The 19,961-nt window shown below is 33.8% G+C and carries 7 protein-coding genes and 10 pseudogenes; 11 read left to right on the top strand and 6 right to left on the bottom strand.

Annotation, left to right across the window (positions count from 1 at the left end; all coding sequences use genetic code 11):
- Positions 1-12 precede the first annotated feature (12 nt).
- Both OTJ99_RS00760 and OTJ99_RS00765 read left to right on the top strand, forming a co-directional pair.
- Positions 13-960, top strand: a complete 948-nt coding sequence (locus OTJ99_RS00760) for an ABC transporter ATP-binding protein (RefSeq protein WP_045164523.1) — start codon at positions 13-15, stop codon at positions 958-960.
- Between the two features lie 258 nt (positions 961-1,218).
- Positions 1,219-2,150: pseudogene (locus tag OTJ99_RS00765) on the top strand (transposase).
- 72 nt (positions 2,151-2,222) lie between these two features.
- Here the strand turns inward: OTJ99_RS00765 and queE are convergent.
- Positions 2,223-2,909, bottom strand: coding sequence for a putative 7-carboxy-7-deazaguanine synthase QueE (gene queE / locus OTJ99_RS00770; RefSeq protein ID WP_045164541.1), 687 nt, complete (start codon positions 2,907-2,909; stop codon positions 2,223-2,225).
- A gap of 132 nt (positions 2,910-3,041) precedes the next feature.
- Between queE and OTJ99_RS00775 the strand changes: the two genes are divergently transcribed.
- The 4 genes and pseudogenes from OTJ99_RS00775 to OTJ99_RS00790 all read left to right on the top strand — a co-directional run.
- Entirely contained in the window at positions 3,042-3,473 is a 432-nt protein-coding gene (locus tag OTJ99_RS00775) for a MarR family winged helix-turn-helix transcriptional regulator (RefSeq protein ID WP_045164522.1), read from the top strand.
- A gap of 36 nt (positions 3,474-3,509) precedes the next feature.
- Positions 3,510-5,735 (top strand): annotated as a pseudogene (locus tag OTJ99_RS00780) (ABC transporter ATP-binding protein).
- On the top strand, positions 5,732-7,615 hold the full coding sequence (locus OTJ99_RS00785; protein ID WP_045164521.1) for an ABC transporter ATP-binding protein: 1,884 nt from the start codon (positions 5,732-5,734) through the stop codon (positions 7,613-7,615). The pseudogene OTJ99_RS00780 and the gene OTJ99_RS00785 overlap by 4 nt, the downstream one beginning before the upstream one ends.
- Positions 7,616-7,880: 265 nt before the next feature.
- A pseudogene (locus tag OTJ99_RS00790) lies at positions 7,881-8,507 on the top strand (IS1634 family transposase); the annotation flags it as partial.
- 12 nt (positions 8,508-8,519) lie between these two features.
- Here OTJ99_RS00790 and OTJ99_RS00795 read toward each other — a convergent pair.
- Positions 8,520-9,759: pseudogene (locus OTJ99_RS00795) on the bottom strand (IS256 family transposase).
- A 69-nt stretch (positions 9,760-9,828) separates the two neighbouring features.
- On the opposite strand from OTJ99_RS00795, the pseudogene OTJ99_RS00800 reads away from it, so the two are divergent.
- Positions 9,829-10,094 (top strand): annotated as a pseudogene (locus tag OTJ99_RS00800) (IS1634 family transposase); the annotation flags it as partial.
- Between the two features lie 340 nt (positions 10,095-10,434).
- On the opposite strand, the gene OTJ99_RS00805 reads toward OTJ99_RS00800, so the two are convergent.
- From OTJ99_RS00805 to OTJ99_RS00815, 3 genes and pseudogenes are all read right to left on the bottom strand, one after another.
- Positions 10,435-11,742: a hypothetical protein gene (locus OTJ99_RS00805; RefSeq protein WP_045164519.1), complete on the bottom strand. Its 1,308-nt coding sequence runs from the start codon at positions 11,740-11,742 to the stop codon at positions 10,435-10,437.
- Between the two features lie 123 nt (positions 11,743-11,865).
- Positions 11,866-12,656: pseudogene (locus tag OTJ99_RS12930) on the bottom strand (hypothetical protein); the annotation flags it as partial.
- A pseudogene (locus OTJ99_RS00815) lies at positions 12,622-13,542 on the bottom strand (S8 family peptidase). The pseudogenes OTJ99_RS12930 and OTJ99_RS00815, both read right to left, overlap by 35 nt.
- A 499-nt stretch (positions 13,543-14,041) precedes the next feature.
- Here OTJ99_RS00815 and OTJ99_RS00820 point away from each other — a divergent pair.
- The 3 genes and pseudogenes from OTJ99_RS00820 to recD2 all read left to right on the top strand — a co-directional run bounded on the left by OTJ99_RS00820 (position 14,042) and on the right by recD2 (position 17,662).
- Entirely contained in the window at positions 14,042-14,635 is a 594-nt protein-coding gene (locus OTJ99_RS00820) for a class I SAM-dependent methyltransferase (RefSeq protein ID WP_045164518.1), read from the top strand.
- Between the two features lie 285 nt (positions 14,636-14,920).
- A pseudogene (locus OTJ99_RS00825) lies at positions 14,921-15,307 on the top strand (UPF0236 family transposase-like protein); the annotation flags it as partial.
- A gap of 131 nt (positions 15,308-15,438) precedes the next feature.
- A pseudogene (gene recD2 / locus OTJ99_RS12420) lies at positions 15,439-17,662 on the top strand (SF1B family DNA helicase RecD2).
- Here the strand turns inward: recD2 and OTJ99_RS00840 are convergent.
- Positions 17,592-18,147, bottom strand: a pseudogene (locus OTJ99_RS00840) (biotin transporter BioY). The pseudogenes recD2 and OTJ99_RS00840 sit on opposite strands and share 71 nt — an antisense overlap.
- A gap of 301 nt (positions 18,148-18,448) precedes the next feature.
- On the opposite strand from OTJ99_RS00840, the gene OTJ99_RS00845 reads away from it, so the two are divergent.
- A complete protein-coding gene (locus OTJ99_RS00845; RefSeq protein WP_052671454.1) occupies positions 18,449-19,906 on the top strand; it encodes a WG repeat-containing protein in 1,458 nt (485 codons plus the stop codon).
- Positions 19,907-19,961 lie beyond the last annotated feature (55 nt).

The following is a 19,961-nucleotide window of genomic DNA, read 5'->3' on the forward strand; positions in this document are numbered from 1 at the left end:
AGGCATAAAAAATTGGCTGAAAATGGATTAGAAAAAGTGATAAAAGTAAACGATGTGAACAAAAGAATAGGGAACTCTCAAATTCTAAAAGAAATAAACTTTTCAATAGAAAAAGGAGAGATTGTTGGTCTTGTAGGACCAAATGGTGCTGGCAAAAGCACATTAATGAAAATACTGGCAGGTTTATGGTTACCAAAACCAAAAGGGAAATGTTATATTTTGGGATGTGATGTAACTAAGGAACAAGAAAGAATAGAGGTTTTAAGAAGAGCGTCATTTTTTATCGAAACACCAGCACTGTATCTTAAACTTAGTGGTTATGATAATATAGAATTGTATGCTAAACTAAAATATGGGAGTGCCTTTAACGTTAAAGATGAGGTTAATAGGTTAGCACCATTTTTTGAATTAGAAAATAAGATATTAAAAAGAAAGGCAAAAACATATTCATTGGGAACAAAGCAAAAGGTTAGTTTACTTCAAATGTTTATTGGCAACCCTGAGGTGTTGATATTGGATGAACCTTTTAATGGATTGGATCCAACCACCACAATTAAAGTTAAAGAACTCTTAAAAACACGATGGAGAGAAAATAACATAACCGTTTTAATCTCATCACATATATTAAGTGATATAGAGGAGTTATGTTCAAGAATTATTTTTATCAAAAATGGTTCAATAATATTAGACAAAAATAAAGAAGAATTGTTAAAAAGAAATACAGTAGTGATTTTTCATTTTACTGAAAAGGAGCATGTTGATATAGCGTGCAGGTTAATAAAAGAAAAATTACCATATATAACTGTAGAAACTCAGTTTAATAACTCTATAAAAGTTCATAATCTAAATTCTCATTATGATGTTTTAGATATATTACAGAATGAGGGTATAAAAGTTCGAGACATAGAAGAACAAAAAATGAGTTTAGTAGATTTTTACAAACAACTTTATTTACAATAATCAAGAACTTTTTAAATTAAAAGATATACCTATTAGAGATAAAAATAGTTACAGAAGAAATAGGAGTTACTCTATAGTTTGCTAAGATTAGCGAACAATTACAAGGAAGTATAACAAAATATATTTTAAAATAGAGATTGTTGAATAAAAGAAATAACCATATAGAGTAAACATAGAAAAAAAAGAAAAAATCCCCCTTGTGTTATAATTTTAATTTAAGAGAAAAACACAAAAAAACACAAGGGGGAAAAGATATACATGAATATTAAATCACAAAATGAGAAATTTTCAAAGCTGCTTTTTGTAATAAAAAGGTTACTGAAGTTTTATCGAGGAAGATAAAGCAAAATAGAAGGGGACGACCGAGGAAATTTAATCTGTTTCAGATAATAGCTTGTTTGGTTTATAAAGTTAAAAAGGGGATAAAGAGTTTCAGAGAATTAGAATATCGAATAAATCAAAACAAAGAGTTTAAGCAAGTAGTAGGTATAGAAGAAAGTCCGGACTATTCATATTTTGCAAAGTTATCAAGAAAAATAGAAGAAGAATACATGCAAGATATAAAAGATGTATTAATAGCTGAAATAGAACCTGATATGAGTATAGTGATAGTAGACTCTACGCCGCTTAGAAGTGCCAAAAATGATTCAGAAGCAAAAATAGGTATACATATTACAATAGGATTTTACAGGGGATACAAATTACATTTTTTGTGTACAGGTAAAGAAGAAGTAATACCACTTTTCTGGATTTTACAGAGGCAAATGAATAGACGTGCGACAAGAAGAGCTTTTGTATAGGGCATGGGGCTCTTTGGCTGTGAGATTGTATTAGCAGATGCGGGATACGATTGTAGTAGAATAGTTTAATATAGCAAATGAGCTTAAAGTTAAATTTGTTGCCGGGATAAACAAAAGAAACATGAAAGATATAAACAATGTTAGCAATAGTTTTAAAAGCAAGAACATAAGATTTTTAGAAACTGAAGAGGGTAAAAAGTTATACAGGCAGAGAACAAAGATTGAAAGACTACTTAGCAAATTAAAAGGTGAATATAATCTTGAGAATGTAAGGCTCAAGGGATTTAGAAATTATAAAAGGTATATTGATTGGATACTAACCTGTTTGAGCAACTTCTTAGAAAGTTAGAAGGTAAAAAGTTTTCTTTCGCTTATGAATGGAATCAATAATTTATGTTTGTTTTATGCATTGCTGGTAATATTTTTTATTCAACAACCTAATTATATAAAACATAAAAATATTTAAACACCCTTGATTTTATCAGACCATATAATTTTATGTATCTGAAGCTGCACTCTTGTATCAAAAAGCTTGTTTTCAATAAGAAATTTTACAATTTCAGCGGGTTTTATCATTCCAAAGACAGGACTGAAAAAGATATTGCACCTTGGCTTGAAGGTCTTTATTATTCTTTCCGCACTTTTTAAATCTTCGAATGTGCCAACAACAAACTTGAGCACATCTTTTTTGCCAAGAAAGTTGATATTGTCAACAATCATCCTGTCTTCCATACCGCTTGATGGGCACTTGTAATCCATGGTGATAATAACATCTCGTGGCAGATTTTTTATGCTGACAGAACCGTTTGTTTCGACGTTGACCTCAAATCCTTCTCTTATTAATCTGTCTATTAATAAGTAAATATAAGGTTGTATAAGAGGCTCTCCACCAGTGAGCGTAACTCTTTTAATTTCTGTTGAAGCAATAAAGTTCATGAGATTATCAACATCAATTTCTTCATATTCTGGATTTTCATTTGCGTACTTTGTATCACACCAAGAACAACTGAGATTACATCCTGCAAACCGCACAAACACGGCAGGATATCCACTTCTTATGCCTTCTCCTTCGATACTTACAAATTTTTCCACTACATTAAATTTGATAGTATTTTCGTTCTTAATGGTTTGAGCCGACAATGATACCATCACCCTTTTTGAAATCTTCTTTAATTTTAACATATTGACAACTTTCTATTCAAAGAGTAAAATTTAATTCGTATCAAAAATATTTATATTCGAAATATTCGATACGAAATAATTTATTACATGGTGGTGCAAATGGAATTAAGAGAAAAGAAAATAAGGCTTTTAAGGTTACTAAAAGAAGTGTCAGTCAAAATAAAAGAGGCGCTAAAGTATAGAAGGGATGAATTTGAAATACCTGCACCTCATTGGATGATAATGGCGATGCTTGATGAAAACGGAAAAATGAAGGTGGGTGATTTGAGCAAAAAGATTGGTCTTTCAAACAGCACAGTGTCAGGAATATTAGATAAGTTGGAAGAACAGGGGTTTATTGAAAGAATTAGAAGTAATGAAGACAGGAGAGTTGTTTGGGTGCAAACAACTCAAAAGTTCAAAGAATGTCTCTACGAGCACTTCAAAGAGGCAGAAAAGCAGTTTGAAAATTTACTTAGCAAAGCAACAGAGGATGAGATAGACAAAGTGCTTGAAGGTTTTGAAACACTCAAAAGAATCTTGGAAAGATAAAAACTCAAAATATAATAGCAAAAGGGTGATTGTAAATTGAAGAAGGTTTTGAAATATCTAAAACCTTACACGCTACTTGTTTTAGCAGCAATTTTGTTTGTATTCATTCAAGCCATGAGTGAGCTCACGCTGCCAGATTATATGTCAAAAATAGTAAATGTGGGGATACAGCAAAGCGGTATCGAAAATGCAGTACCTGAGGCTATAAGAAGTTCTACCATGGAAAAGGTGCTTTTGTTTGTCCCGCAAAATAAAAAAGATGATATTTTGAGCATGTATAAGCGTGTGACAAAAAATTCTGTTGATTACAGTAAGTATCTCAAAAAATATCCTATTTTATCAAGGGAAGATGTCTATGTATTAAAGACAAAAGAAAAGGACAAGATTGATAAGGTAAATGTTGATTTAGGCAAGGCGATTTTGGCTGCTTTTGGCATTGAAAAGATGATGTCAAGTGCAAAAGGCAAAAGTTTTAACTTTAATGGCAGGCAAATACCAGCCGGAGTAGACCTTTTTGCTATCTTAAAACAGCTTCCACAGCAGCAGGTTATGCAGATTCAGCAGGAAATCAACAAAAAGTTTGCATCGCTTGGCGACAGCATGATAGTTCAGGCAGCAGCTTCTGCAATAAAAGATGAGTATAAAAAGATTGGAATAGACATAGGCAAAATACAGACTTCATATATCATCAAGATGGGTCTTTTGATGCTTCTTTTGACATTGATTTCAGCAATCTCAACCGTTTTAGTTGCTATCTTTGCTGCAAAATCTGCAGCAGGCGTTGCAAGGGATATGAGAAAAGATGTGTTTTCTACGGTTGAGAGCTTTTCGATTGAGGAATTTGACAAGTTTTCAACAGCATCGCTCATCACAAGAACAACAAACGATATCATGCAGATTCAGATGCTTCTTGTGATTTCAATCAGAATGATATTCTTTGCACCTGTAATGGGAATTGGAGGTGTGTTCAAAGCACTTTCAAAGAGCCATTCAATGTCGTGGATCATTGCGCTTGCTGTGATTGTACTTCTGGGGCTTATCATGATTTTGTATGCCATTGCAATGCCAAAGTTTATGATTATGCAAAAGCTGATAGATAAGCTAAACCTTGTGGCAAGAGAAAATCTGTCTGGTATCATGGTTGTTCGTGCATTCAACGCACAGAAGTTTGAAGAAGAGAGGTTTGACGAGGCAAACAAAGATCTTACAAAAGTAGGTCTTTTTGTTAACAGGGCAATGGCAGTGCTTTTCCCGTCCATGATGTTTATCATGAACGGTGTGACGCTTTTGATTGTATGGGTAGGATCTCACTATATTCAAAATTCGAGCATGCAGGTTGGTGACATGCTTGCGTTCATGCAGTATTCTATCCAGATAATCTTTGCGTTCTTGATGCTTTCCATGCTATTTATATTAGTACCAAGAGCAGCTGTATCAGCAAGACGTGTTGAAGAAGTGCTGTCAACACAGCCTTCAATTAAAAATCCTGCAAAGCCTGAAGAGTTCAAAGAGGACTTGAAAGGAATGGTAGAGTTCAAAAACGTGTCGTTTAAATACCCTGGTGCAGAAGAATATGTTTTACAGAACATAAACTTCAAGATCCTGCCTGGTCAGACAGTTGGAATTATTGGAAGGACAGGAAGTGGGAAGAGCACTCTTGTAAACCTTATCATGAGGTTTTATGATGCAACAGAAGGGCAGGTTTTGGTAAACGGCGTTGATGTTAAAAAGGTAAGGCTGGAAGATTTAAGATCAAAGATAGGGTATGTTCCGCAAAAAAGCTGGCTTTTCAGCGGCACAATCAGGTCAAACCTCAAGATTGGCAACGACTTTGCAACAGATGAGGATTTAAGGCAGGCTGCTGAGATTGCACAGGCACTTGAATTTATAGAGGAAAAGCCACAAAAGTTTGATACTGAGATTGCACAAGGTTGAAGCAACGTCTCAGGTGGGCAAAAACAAAGACTTTCGATTGCAAGAGCGCTTGTCAAAAATCCTGATATTTATATATTTGACGAGAGCTTTTCGGCTCTTGACTTTAGAACTGAGCTGAAACTCAGGAGAGCTTTGAAAGAAAAGCTAAAAGACAAAACTGTAATAATAGTGTCTCAAAGAATTGCAACCTTGCTTCACGCAGACCAGATAATAGTGCTCGAAGATGGCAAAGTTGTCGGTATTGGAAAGCATGAGGAGCTTCTAAAAAGCTGTGAAACATACAGAGAATTAGCACTTTCGCAGCTTCCAGAGGAGGCAGTTTCATGACTGAAAGACAGGACAGACCCTCACAGATGCATCTAAGAAGGCCAAGAAGACATGGTCCGGGACCTATGGGACCTGGGTTTGTGGGTGAAAAGCCCAAGGATTTTAAAACTGCTATGAAAAAGCTCATAAGGTATTTATCTGCTTACAAGGTTTCACTTGTTGCAGTGATGGTTCTTGCAATGCTATCTGCTGCATTTTCAATTGCAGGACCTAAAATACTTAGCAAAGCAATAACAAAGATATTCGAAGGCATCATGAACAGAATAACAGGCACAGGAAATGGCATTGATTTTGAGTATGTTGGTAAAATCGTTTTAATTTTGCTGGGGCTGTATATTGTAAGTGCTCTTTTTGGCTACATTCAGGGCTGGATAATGTCAGGCATTTCGATGAAGCTAACATACAGACTCAGAAAAGAGATCTCTCAAAAGATTAACAGGCTTCCTTTGAAGTACTTTGAAGGCACAAACCAGGGTGAGATACTGTCAAGAATCACAAACGATGTTGACACACTCACACAGACATTAAATCAGAGCCTCACACAGATAATAACCTCAACAACGATGGTTATCGGCGCGCTGATAATGATGCTCAGCATAAATGTCTTGATGACAGTTGTTGCACTGCTTATAATCCCTTTTTCTTTTTCAGTTGTTGCGCTCATAATTGGGAAGTCACAAAAGTTTTTCATGCAACAGCAGGAATATTTAGGGCATGTGAATGGTCATGTTGAAGAGGTTTACGGTGGACACGTTGTTATCAAGGCTTTCAATGCTGAGAAAAAGAGCATAGAAAAGTTCAATAGCCTCAATGACAAGTTATATGATGCTGCATGGAAATCACAGTTTTTGACAGGCGTCATGATGCCGCTTATGAACATCATAGGTAATCTTGGGTATGTTGTTGTGACAGTACTTGGTAGTTACCTTACAATAAAAGGAGCAATTGAGGTTGGCGACATTCAGGCGTTTGCCCAGTATATAAGGTCGTTCACACAGCCCATTGCCCAAATCGCCAACATCTCAAACATCCTGCAGCAAACAGCTGCTTGTAGCGAAAGGGTGTTTGAGTTTCTGGAACAAGAGGAAGAAGTTCCAGATACACCAAATCCGGAGATTAAGCTTGACAGAATAAAAGGAGATGTAGAGTTTAGAAACGTCAGGTTTGGTTACAGACCAGACAAGGTTGTTATAAACAACTTTTCAGCAAGAATCAAAGCTGGGCAGAAGATTGCAATTGTTGGTCCGACAGGTGCAGGAAAGACCACAATTGTAAAGCTTTTGATGAGGTTTTACGATGTTAATGATGGAAGCATCTTGACAGATGGTCATGACATAAGGGAATTTAGGCGCGAAGATTTGAGGTCGTTTTTTGGCATGGTGCTTCAGGACACATGGCTGTACAATGGCACAATCAAAGACAACATCCGTTATGGCAAGCCAGATGCAACAGATGAAGAAGTAATAAGAGCTGCAAAGCTTGCACATGCAGACCATTTTATAAGAACATTGCCACAGGGTTATGATACAGTGCTAAATGAAGAAACAACAAATATTTCTCAAGGTCAAAAACAGCTTTTGACAATTGCAAGGGCAATCCTCAAAGACCCCAAAATTTTGATACTTGACGAGGCAACAAGCTCTGTTGACACTTTGACAGAGATCCAGATACAAAAGGCAATGGACAATCTCATGAAAGGAAGGACATCGTTTATAATAGCCCACAGGCTTTCGACAATAAGAAACGCAGACCTCATTTTGGTCATGGACCATGGCGACATTGTTGAGCAAGGTACACACAAAGAACTTTTGCAAAAAGGCGGATTTTATGCTCAGCTTTACTACAGCCAGTTCGAAAAGGAAGAAGAGCTTGCAGGATAAAAAGACATTTTACCATATAAGTTGTGGGCCCTGGATGGCTATATTTCCCAGGGTACTTTTGTTTTCTCTTGACTTTGTCAGTTAGGAGGAGTTTTTGAGCTAACAAAAAATAACAAAGTCTTAATTTATGCGGGTTTTGAGAATAGAAAAATAAAAAATTTTAAAAATTGTAGTGACAAATTATAGTCTGAAATGTGCTATAAATACTTGACATTTTGAATATTTTGTGGTACAACTACTCAAAATACCCTTGAGGAGTTACCATATGTTTGTCAAAATAACTAATGCTGGCGGTTACCAGTATGTTAGATTAGTCGAAAACTATCGTGAAAATGCCAAGGAAAAACAAAGAGTGTTATTTAATTTTGGCAGACTTGATCTTTTCAAAAGTGATCCTGCTTTTAAAAACATTGTAAAAAAACTATCCGACATTGTTGAAAAAACAACTACTGGAAATACAAAAGCTGTTACTATTGAATCTGAAAGAGGATGTATCGGATGCAGTTATAAAAAATTGGGGATACATTGTATTCAGAAAGTTATGGGAAGAACTTGAAATAGATAAGTTTTCAAAAGAGAAAGCAACAAAAGGGAGAAAGATAAAATTTGATGTAGACAAAGTAAGTTTTTTAATGACCATACAGAGATTGATAGAACCTATGAGCAAACTAAGAACTTATCATCAGAGAAATAAATATTTTGGATTTGAAGAGGATATAGATTTAAATCAGTTGTACAGGTGTTTAGATTTTCTTGACAGTATAAAAGAGGATTTAGAGACGTATCTGTATCAGAAAAATAGGGATTTATTTAAGATGGTAGTTGATGTAGTTTTTATGACGTGACGACAATATACTTTGAGAGTTGTAGAGCCGATGAACTTAAAAATTTTAGTAGAGACTTGTCAAGAATTTTGTGTTTCCACGTCAATAGCGCATATTGTAGAGCTGTAATATATTGTAACTACATTTTTTAAGAATAGGTATTCTGTTTTTCCACTTGCCCCGACGCAAGTTTTCTCTTTGTAAATATATGTTTATCTTTAAAACTTCTACAGATTGAAAATAACCACCGGAGTTTATTCTTATCTTTTCAATCATACTGTTAACACTTTCTACTGCATTGGTAGTATAGATATGCTTTCTTAAATCTTCAGGATACTTCATATGTGCAAGATAGAACTCTGCTTTTTTGGAAATACCCTTTATGAATCTGGGGTATTTTGAGAAATATTGATTACAAAGTTCTTTAAACTTTAAAACTGCTTCATCAAAGTAAGAAGAGGAAGTTCTTAATTTATCAAGTTCTTTGTTGAAAACAGAAGCATCATATCAAGTCTATTTTTTTCTAACGTTGCGTTGAAGGTGAACAAAAAAAGCTTTATGGTCGGCAAGGGGATAAGCGAGCCGAGCAGCATCGATTATGCCTGGGAAATTATTGCTTACAACTATTAAGACTTTTTTAAGACCTCTTGTAATTAAGTCGTCAAAGACTCTCATCCAATCGGCTTTGTTTTCTTTGCCGAAGAAAGGACAGAATACCGAAGATATCTTTTTTGCCTTCTAAATCAATACCGAGGACAACATAGCAAGTAGCTTGTTTAACTTTTGAGTTATCTTTAATTTCGCTTTTGAATAACCGTCAATGATAAGAGCAAAAGCACAACCATCGAAGTTCTCTTTGTTTGAAAAGTTGAAGCTCGTTTTTAAGATCGTTTTAGATTTTTTCGATTTCGTCTTCAGAATAAGGCAGATTCATGCTTTTAAGAGTTTGGACAAGAGAACGCTCAAGAGTAACCGTTGACATACTTGTGACATAAGCAGGGAAGTAGTTGAGCTGTCAACCCTTTTGTAGCGAAAAGAAGAGAATAGAAGGTCGAAAGTTCTAAGGGCGTGTACGAGGAACAGAAATTTCAAGACACAAGGCAGGTGTTGCAAGTTTTACTTCAATAGAAGCCATTGCCCTTATCGTTTTTGTTTTTCGCAAGGTAAACAGTTCTTTCTGATAACATAAAGCAATCGAGCAAGTTTTCCAAAAGCTGTTTTAAAGCTGGGCGAGTAGGATCATCACAGGAAGCAATACATATTTAATACTTGCTCGATAGCCATATTTTTAGCGGTTTCAAAAATTTCATTTTTCTCCATAATCGTGAGCCCCCTTTGGTGATTATTTCAACACTAATTATACAGTGGACACAATTTTATTTTAACTCCCTGATATGTTTTTTGGCATTTTTATTACAGAGGACATTGGAATATATTTTGAGGAAAAAAGGTAAAGGAATAAGTAGTGAAGGGAATAATGGAAGCAATAAATTCAAATGAATTTTATTGAAATAGAGATAAAAGGGAAGAAATATTTGATAAAGCAAAGGACAGAAGGAGGAGCTGGAGATATACTGAATGTGATGAAGATAAGGGGGCCAAAAAATTTCATCACATATGAGAAAGGCTTAGAATTTATTGGTATTAGCAAATGATGTAGTGACAAAATTGAGGTCCATATTTTGTTAATCCCAGTCCCCCCAAGCTTTTTGAGTTTCAAACTGACAAAGTCAAGAAATAGTTTATCTTTGAATTCACTCTTTTTAACTAAAAGAAAAAAGGGCTCAAAAAGAGGATATTTTGTACTGAATTCATACGCAAGCTTACCAGTATCAAATGAATATGTCTTTTTACACCTCAATTAATATTTCTATTTTTGACTTTTTGACGTAACAAGTTTGTTTTGCATACATTATTTTTATTATTGTCCCAAACTCTTTTGGCAACTAGAAAATGCCTGTAGTTCAAAAAATATTAATGATTAAAAATTCTATATCAATATGGTACAACCAAAATTTCCTCATTATTCAAAGGATTATTAAAATATAAAATATTTGAACAAGGTTCGGTTTGTAATAGTAATCTTTTATCATAAAGAGAAAAAAACTTAAAAATGGTGTTATTAGATTTCAAATATTCCATTGTTACAAGGTAGCCATCACTTTCACAAATATCTATACATCTTTCTTTTTTGTTAAACTTAAATGTGTTGTAATTCTTAGTAACTATTTTTTCTCCTAAATAGAGAGCTTCTATAATACTTATTTCTTGATTTTCAAGTATTTCTCTTGCAATGTAAAGAACATCTTTTTTATCAATCTTCTTTACTTTAATAATTTTGTAATTAGCATAAATAGAATTTTCTAATATTTTTTCTCTGATTGTACAAATAAGATGTGAAGAATTATTCTTATCAAGAAGATTAATTTTGTAAAATTCAGATTTATTTTCATTAACATATGTTTTAAGATAATAATAGTTATCATTCTCAATGAAATAAAAGGGTAAGACAGCATCGAATTGAGTACAGGTAAAAGTGTATTTTTCGAAGTCTACTGTATCTTTTAAAATATCAACTTTTAATTGTTCAATAGGATATATTATGTGTTTTTGAGAAAAATGATCGGTTGAAACAATATCACTTCTTTCTTTATTATTGACAAGGAGATCATGTTTTTCGGAATTTCCAAGGTTGCTAATTTCGAAAAATAAGTATTTCGAATCAAACAAATGTACTTGGACCACGTCGATATTTTTTATTTTTTTTGATAATCGAGAAGACAATAGATAATATTTTTTTGCTATAATGTCAATAAAAATAAACAATGGGTCAAACCTTTCTAATTGGCCTTTTTTGTCAAGATATGGAAATAATTTTACGAAGATATATCTTTTATCTAATAATTTTGCATGTATTGAATATTTAGTTTTACAAAAAAGCCTGTTATCAAAGTCTTCCAATTCTAAAAGGAGAGGAATGTCTATTATATCCTCTTCTTCTAACTCAGAGTTCAGTTTTTTTATATGGAGTTTGAGACAAGAAGTAAAAGAGCTATGAATTGTAAATATATCTTCGCACATATCATTATATAAAATTTTAACATCATTGGAAACTTTAAAATATTTAGATTTATATTTTTTAGTATCAATATAAAATACTCCCGTCTGATATAATTTAAATGGATGTTTATAAGTCCAACAAAAAATTTTATTATTTTTGTAAAGACAAAAGTTTGAAAATTCTCTAGTATTATAATTTGATAAATATTCTTTTAAACTATCAAATAAGCAAATTTTCTTCAATTGGTTAACCTCCTTATAATATTCAGTATATTGGCATAGAGGCACCTATTTTAAAAAAATAAAATTTTAAGTAGTGCTTAAAATATAAAAATAGGTGCCGCTATTCGGTTGGTTTTAATTAATCTATGGGTGGAATATATGAGCAGAACCAAGTATTTTTATCCACTGATTGCTAATTACCGTATGAAAATGAGGATAATAATTGGGAGATTCTTTGTGAGCTGAATGATATTCTATCATACCATACACACGTGTGGCAGTTAGTGCTAATTTTTCTGCAAGTGCATAATTTTTGCAAAAGACATTGTAATTAAATTTAGCCTTATTATCATCTCTTTCAAAATCAGCTGCTTGAACTCTTTCTTATGCTGTAAAAAAATCTATAGCTCTACCAATATACACGTTTCCATTGTATATATATGCTTCATAATAGTCATAACTGCTGTTTTTAATCTTTTCGATTATATCTGTAACAATTACACATGTTACTCCACCAATTACTATTGCATGTAAGATTGCTAAAAGAGCAGAAATTAATGCCTCACTTAATCCCAATGCAATAGGCAAAGCTATAGCAAACTGTGCCGAGACAGTATCAGAATCACCAATATTATACTCTTCCTTTATTTTTTTATCAATCAATTTTGCTTTTAAATTCTCACCATCAAAGTATTCTACTTTTACAGAAAAGTTTTTTCTTCTGGGATTGATGTGTCTAAACTTTTATCAAACTTTTTATTTTTGATTGGCTTAACTTTTAATTTTATCTCATTTGTATCTTTGTCAAGCGTAGCAATATACTTGTATCCTTCATACTCAGCTTCTGCTGCTTTAATTTTTTTGTCAACATCATAGACCTTTATTTTGTCTTTCCAAACATCATATCTTGGCTTTGCAAAGCTGACAGAATTGATAAGAAAATTTGAATCTCACAAGACCAAAGCCAAATATATTATCTTTACCTTTTTCACCGAGGTCTTCAGAAAGTTTTAGGAGTAGATTATAGATTTTATCTTTGTTTATGCTGTGTTTAGGTGGCAAGCCCCACTTTTCTGGTTTGCTTAAGATAAGAGCGATAATTGCTGTCAGGTGTGCAGCAGCAACAGAGTTTCCGCTTGAGAGTTTGTAGCTATTGTTTGGAGCTGTGGACAAAATATTTTCACCATAAGAGCAAAAATCAATTTTGCCTTGAGAAGAAAACTGCGATATTTGGTTTTTGTAGTTGACAGAAGCAACAGAAATAACCTCATTGTATGATGCAGGAAAGCCTGCTTTTGAACCAAATGAATTTCTTGCCGAGGCAACAATGATTATTCCATGTTTTGTTGCTTTTAAAACAGCTTTTCAGAGTTTTGGATTATCAGATGAGGTGGAAAAACTCATGTTTACAATGTTAATCTTGTTTTTTATACAAAAATCAAGAGCACGTACAACGAGGTCAACTTTTCCTTCAAGTTTTTTATTTAAGATTTTTAAGATGTAGATTTCAGCTTCAGGTGCAATGCCAACAATACCAAAGTTATTATTTTGAGCTGCGATTATACCAGCGATAAAAGTTCCGTGTCCTGTTTCATCCACGGCAGGTTTGTTTGGTTCTATAAAGTTAATAGTTTTGATGATATTTGCACCTTTTAAATCAGGATGATTCAGGTCAATACCAGAATCCAGAATAGCAATTTTTACATTTTTGCCTCTTGTAAGTTTCCATATTTTTGTGATACCAAGTTTTTTGTAGCTCCATGGAATAATTTGCTTTTTAAGGGCTTGTTGAGGGTTTTGGGTAGAAGGATTATTACTCATGTAGAGATTAGCAGCAAGTATTGATGATAATATTGCAAAGATAGCACCTGACAGTAAAAAAAGCTTCTTGTGTTTGTGCAACAAGTTAAAACCTCCTAACAAAATAAATAGGATTAAAGTATTTAAGAGGTGTTAAGCATAATGATAGTTATCAACTCCTTTCAATGGATAAAATAGCTATAAATACTTATATCAAAAAAAACGTAATAGGTAAATTGCATAAATTTTATTTTCTTCATGTAGAGAGTTTAAATAAATGGAATTGTTGAAAAAACTAAGAATAACTTTAGTATAGCTTTTTAACCAAAACTCAAACTGTCTACAATATTTATCATGAGATTGTAAACTAATTTTATTTCAACTTTCTGCAAAAGTCAGATTAAAAATAAATCTAATTTTTCCCATAGTGCAAAGATATTTACTACAGCTAAAAAATGTGCGAAAATAATAGACAGAAATTTAAATAAGATTAAAAGTCTACAGGGGGAGGCCTTCTATTTTGAATACAAAAGAATATTTTAACAGTTTAGCAGATAAATGGGATGTACTTATAAAGCATGATATTGACAAGATAGAGTTTTTATTAGGTCTTCTAAAAATTAAAAAAGGTTCATATATTTTAGATGTGGGTTGTGGTACAGGTGTTTTGACAGAGCATTTGTTAAAAAGGGTTGGAAGTGAAGGTAAAGTTTTTGGTGTGGATTTTTCAGAAAAGATGATAGACATAGCTAAGAGTAAATTTAAGGATTTTCCAAATGTTGAGTTTATAGTTGAAGATGTCAATTTATTGACTTTCAAAAACTATTTTGATTACATAATCTGTTATTCGGTATTTCCACATTTTGAAGATAAGAAAAAGGTTTTAAAACAGCTACATAAAATGCTCAAAAATGGTGGAATTCTTTTAATTGCTCATTCACAGTCAAGAAAGGCTATTAATCAACTTCACAAAAGTTTGCCTGCTCCCGTGAATAATCATTTTCTTCCTAATACTTATTTCATCAAAATGATTGCTAAGAAGTATTTTTTTAATATAAAGACTATTGATAATGGTGAAATTTTTGCGATTGTCTTGAAAAAGAAAAATCTTTAAATTGATGAAAGTGAATCTTTTAACTTGATAAGAAAAACGGCAGTAAATTTTTTATTGATTTTGAGTATTTTACTTCTGATTACCTCTCAAGTAGTTCTTCCAACAATTTTTTTAAAGCTGAACAAGAAAAATCTTGCTAATGACAATGTTGGTCTAATACTTTTTCTATGGCTATATTTTTAACAGTTTCACAGGTATTTTTATCCTTTGAGCCAACCTCCCTTATAACACTATAATATATCAGGTATATGTCATGCACAATTTTATTTTAACCCCTTGCGTTTTTGGGATAATATAGTATTAAAAGCAGCAAATGTTAATACAAAGGAATACAGTGCAAAAGAACATGTGAGCCATCTATTATCAGATAGGATGAGTTCAAACCCAAGAGGATGGAGCAAACAAGGAGCAGAAGTGATGGTAAAGATATTGAGTTTTAAGTATAATGGTGTAAACTTGAAAGAAGCATATTTAAAAGAAATTTGTAGCAATGAAGAGAATGAAGAAAAAATATTAAAAGAAATTGTAAGAAAAAATGTTAAGAAGATAAAGAAACAGATTGAGGAGACGAGGAATAATGTACCAATTTTAGCAAGAGGAAAAGTTGATTTGACGTTTAGAGTACTGAAAGGGCTAAGTACTGGAGATTTCTTAAATGCAGTCGTGTTTTAATAAAAAATTTCCCTACAAACTCTTGACACTATCAAAGAAGAGTGTGAACTTGAGAATGTTTTTGGTTTGGAGTAAGATATAATGTAGCAAAATAAAGAAAAATTCTTGCAGTAAGAGAGGATTTATATAAGATGCTTCAACACATAAAAGGTATGGTAAGCGATATTATATATAGAAACTTAGAAAGCAACTACACAGTGTTTGAGATACTCTGCGATGATGAGGTTTTCACAGCAGTTGGAGTTGTACCAGACATTGTAATTGGTGAAAAGGTAAAGGTGTACGGAGAGTTTTATGTCCACCCGATCTATGGTCAGCAGCTTAAAGTGTCGTACCTTGAAAAGCTTTTGCCAGAGACGAAGGATGAAATTTACCTCTACCTTTCTTCAGGTGTCATCAAAGGCATTGGGCAGAAGACTGCAAAGAGGATTGTTGATACATTTGGCGATGATACAATGAGAATTTTGCAGGAAGAGCCGGAAAAACTTTTATCAATCCGGGGCATGATCCCTGAAAAAGTTGAGAGGATAAAGAATATGTTTTCATTCCAGAAGTTTTTGAAAGACATCATGACAATATTTTCCCAGTATGGACTTTCACAAAACCATGCAATGAAACTTTTTAAATTGTATGGTTTTTCAGCTTTGGGGCTACTTTATGACAACCCCTATTTTTGCTTGATGTATTTCCAGAGCTTGACTTTAAAAAGGTTGACAGGCTTGCATTTGACTTGGGAGTTTCACCTGACGATATGAGAAGGATTTCAGCAAAGATTGTAAATCTTTTAAACATAGGTAGCAACAATGAAGGACATACATGCCTGCCAAAAGAAAAACTTATTTTGCATGTTTCAAAGGCGCTTGAACAAGATACAGAAAAGGTAGAAGAAGCACTTGACAGTCTTGTAAAAGCAAAGAGAGTTGTTATTGATACTATTGACGGCCTTGAGATGGTTTTTTATATGGATTTTTTGAGTGCGAAAGGTATATCGCAGAAAAAATTGTCTCAATGGTGAAAGAATACGATGACATTTTAGACATAGATGAAAGGATTTTTGAGTTTGAAAAGAAAAACAATATAGTTTTTTCTCAGAATCAAAAAAAAGCTATCAAGATGGCCCTAACTCAAGGTGTAAGTCTGATTACAGGAGGGCCCGGTACAGGCAAGACTACGATTATAAAATGTATAATAGAGATATTTGAACAGGAAGGCAAGAAGGTTTTTCTTTGCGCACCAACTGGAAGGGCAGCAAAGAGGATGCAAGCAGCCTGCCAGAAAGAGGCAAAGACTATTCACAGACTTTTGGAAATGACTGTAACAGACTCTCAAGTATTTTTTCAAAAAGGGCCCAATAATCCTTTGAGATGTGATGTCATTATAGTTGATGAGATGAGCATGGTAGACAGCTACATCATGTACTATCTTCTTTCTGCAACAAAAGATACAACAGGACTTGTTTTAGTTGGCGATAAAGACCAGCTTCCTTCTGTTGGTGCAGGAAATATCTTAAAAGACCTGATAAGAAGCGATGTTGTTCCATATGTAAAGCTTACTGAAGTATACAGGCAAAGTGAAGATAGCTTTATAGTTCTAAATGCACACAGGATAAACAATGGAGAGTTTCCGCACCTTCAGAAAAACAGCGATTTTTATTTTATTCAGAAAAATTCTCAGGAGGAAATACTAAAAACAATTGTTGAACTTGTAACAAAAAAGCTACCAAACTACTTATCAGCCGACCCACTGACAGATATTCAAGTTTTATGCCCGTCTAAAAAGGGAATTGTTGGAATGTACAATATAAACAAAGTGCTTCAGCAATATTTAAATCCCAAAGATGGGTCCAAAAAAGAGGTTGTGTACAAAGAGAACACCTTCAGAGTTGGCGACAAGGTTATGCAGATTAAAAACAACTACTCGCTTGAGTTTACAATTATTGAAGGTGAGGAGAAAGGTAAGGTCTCAACAGGGATATTCAACGGCGATATTGGGGTTATTAAGGACATTGACAGGGCAGGCGGTGCAATGGAGATTGTATTTGACGATGACAAGCTTGTATTTTACGACTTTTCGCTCTTGGATGACTTGGAACTTTCTTATGCAATGACAGTTCACAAATCCCAAGGGTCTGAGTTTAGGTGCATTGTAATGCCAGTTGTTGAGACCTACCCGATTTTAATGACAAGAAACCTTCTGTACACAGCAGTTACGCGCGCAAAAGAGCTTGTTGTGCTGGTGGGTAAAAAAAGTGCCTTGGAGTACATGATAGCAAACCAAAAAGAGGCTATGCGATATTCAGCACTTTACGACTTTTTAAAAAGGAAGCTAAAAGATACGCAATTGCAAGCTTTATGATATCAGGTATTACAAATGGTGCAACACCTACCAAAAAAGCCTTTTTTAAAGTAAGATGAGCAGCAGCTGCTAAAAACAAAAATCCCAATGTATAAATTAAGCACAGACCGACAATGAGAGCAAAAGCTGCGTTTATAATATCATTTTTTATTGGCTTTTTTGTATTTATATAGCTTGTTACAAATGCAGCAATTGGAAAAGCTATTAAATACCCACCTGTTGGTCCAACAAACTTAGAGAGCCCACCAGAAAATCCTGCAAAAACAGGGACCCCAACAGCACCTAAAAGGTCATAGACAAGAAGGCTTAAAAAAGCATACTTTGGTGGCAAAATTAAGCTTGCCAAGAAAATTGCAAAAACTTGCATAGTAAACGGCACAGGACCGATTTGGAATAGAGATTTGGCTACATGCAGCAACTACTGCTGCAAAAAGGGCAGAGAGAACGAGCATTTTTGTTGTATATGTGCTCTTTGTATATTTCATATTTTTTGCCCCCTTAAAGTAAACTTTCTATTTAAAAATGGTTTACTAAAAATATAGCAAGGAAGTAGACAATTGTCAAGAAGGATGATGGGTGGTTTTGAAAAATCAAAAGAATTTAAATAAATGAGATGAAAAGAAAAAGATTTCGGTACTGCTTTTTTAAATTAATGTAGGTATTGACAACTTTGTATGGTTGTATTATTATAGATATAAAAAGGCACATTTTTAATTTTCTTTGGTTCCAAACTCTGGTTTTAAAGAAACATAAAAAGTTTAGTAAAAATTTGGAGGGAAATAAATTATGAAAAGACTTTTGTCAGTTATACTTATTATACTTTTAAGCTTGAGTGTTTTGCCTACAGCTGGTGCAAAGAATGAAGTTAGTGTTACTTATGTGATAAAACCGTCGTTTGATTTTGGTGATGTAAGAGATTTTCACGAAGGGTTTGCTGCAGTGGAAAAAGGAGGTAAGTGGGGTTTTGTAGATAAGAGAGGTAAAGTTATTGTGCCTTTTATATATGATGAAGTATGGGATTTTCATGAAGGGCTTGCAAAGGTAAAGAAAGAAAACAAGTGGGGTTTTATAGACAAGACAGGAAAAGTAGTTGTGCCTTTGACATTTGATGATGTATTTAGTTTTTTTGAAGGACTTGCGAGAGTGAAAAAAGGAAACAAGTGGGGGATTATAGACAAGACAGGCAACGAAATTGTTCCTTTGATATATGACGATGTATCGGATTTTTATGAAGGACTTGTAGCAGTAAAAAAAAGTGGTAAGTGTGGAGTTATAGACAAGGCAGGTAAAGAGGTTGTACCTATAGTATATGATGAGATTAGATTTTTTTCAGAAGATCTTTTAGCAGTAAATAAAGGAGGCAAGTGGGGATTTGTAGACAAAACAGGCAAAGTGATTGTACCTATAGTATATGATGAGATAGACTATTTTCTTGAAGGGATTGCAAAGGTAAAGAAAAAAGGTAAGTGGGGATTTATAGACAAAACAGGCAAAGTTGTGGTGCCTATAATATATGACGAGATAGAATATAATTTTCTTGAGGGGATTGCAAAGGTTAAGAAAGGAGGCAAGTGGGGTTTAGTAGACAAAACTGGTAAAGAAGTTGTGCCTTTAATATACGATGAGATTGGTTTTATTTCCGAAGGGCTTGCGGCAGTAGCTAAAGAAGGAAAGTGGGGGTTTGTTGACAAGACGGGCAAAGTAGTTGTACCTTTAACATATGATTTGGTAGGGTCTTTTTGCGAAGGGCTTGCAGATGTGAAGAAGGGAAGAAAATGGGGGTTTGTAGACAAGACCGGCAAAATAGTTGTGCCCATAATATATGAGGCTGTAGCAGGATTTTCCAATAAATTGGCAGTAGTAAAAAAAGATGGCAGATATGGTGTTGTAGACAAGACAGGTAAGGTTGTTGTACCTTTTTTATATGATTGGATAGGGGATTTTTATGAAGGACTTGCACTGGCAAATAAAGATGGAAAGAAAGGCTATATAAATAAAGAGGGAAAAGTAGTTGTACCTCTCATATATGATTGGTTAGCAAGTTGCTTTAAGGATGGGTTGGCAATAGCAAATAGAGGAGGCAAGTGGGGTTTTGTAGACAAAACTGGTAAAGAAGTTGTGCCTTTAATATATGAAAGCGTAAGAGAATTTTCAGAAGGTCTTGCGTGGGTTAAAAAGAACGGCAAGTGGGGGATTATTGCAAATCCTCTTAAGACCAAAAACCTGCCGGTAAAAAGCAAATAATTCGTATCAGAACAACAAAAGGGGGTTTTAGCAAATTATGCTAAAATCCCCTCAA

This window comes from Caldicellulosiruptor naganoensis, assembly GCF_026914285.1.
Lineage (GTDB): Bacteria > Bacillota > Thermoanaerobacteria > Caldicellulosiruptorales > Caldicellulosiruptoraceae > Caldicellulosiruptor > Caldicellulosiruptor naganoensis.

Coding starts and splice junctions, on each gene's coding strand:
- OTJ99_RS00775 (WP_045164522.1), top strand. CDS start 3,042: ATGGAATTAAGAGAAAAGAAAATAAGGCTTTTAAGGTTACTAAAAGAA.
- OTJ99_RS00845 (WP_052671454.1), top strand. CDS start 18,449: ATGAAAAGACTTTTGTCAGTTATACTTATTATACTTTTAAGCTTGAGT.
- OTJ99_RS00785 (WP_045164521.1), top strand. CDS start 5,732: ATGACTGAAAGACAGGACAGACCCTCACAGATGCATCTAAGAAGGCCA.
- queE (WP_045164541.1), bottom strand. CDS start 2,909: ATGGTATCATTGTCGGCTCAAACCATTAAGAACGAAAATACTATCAAA.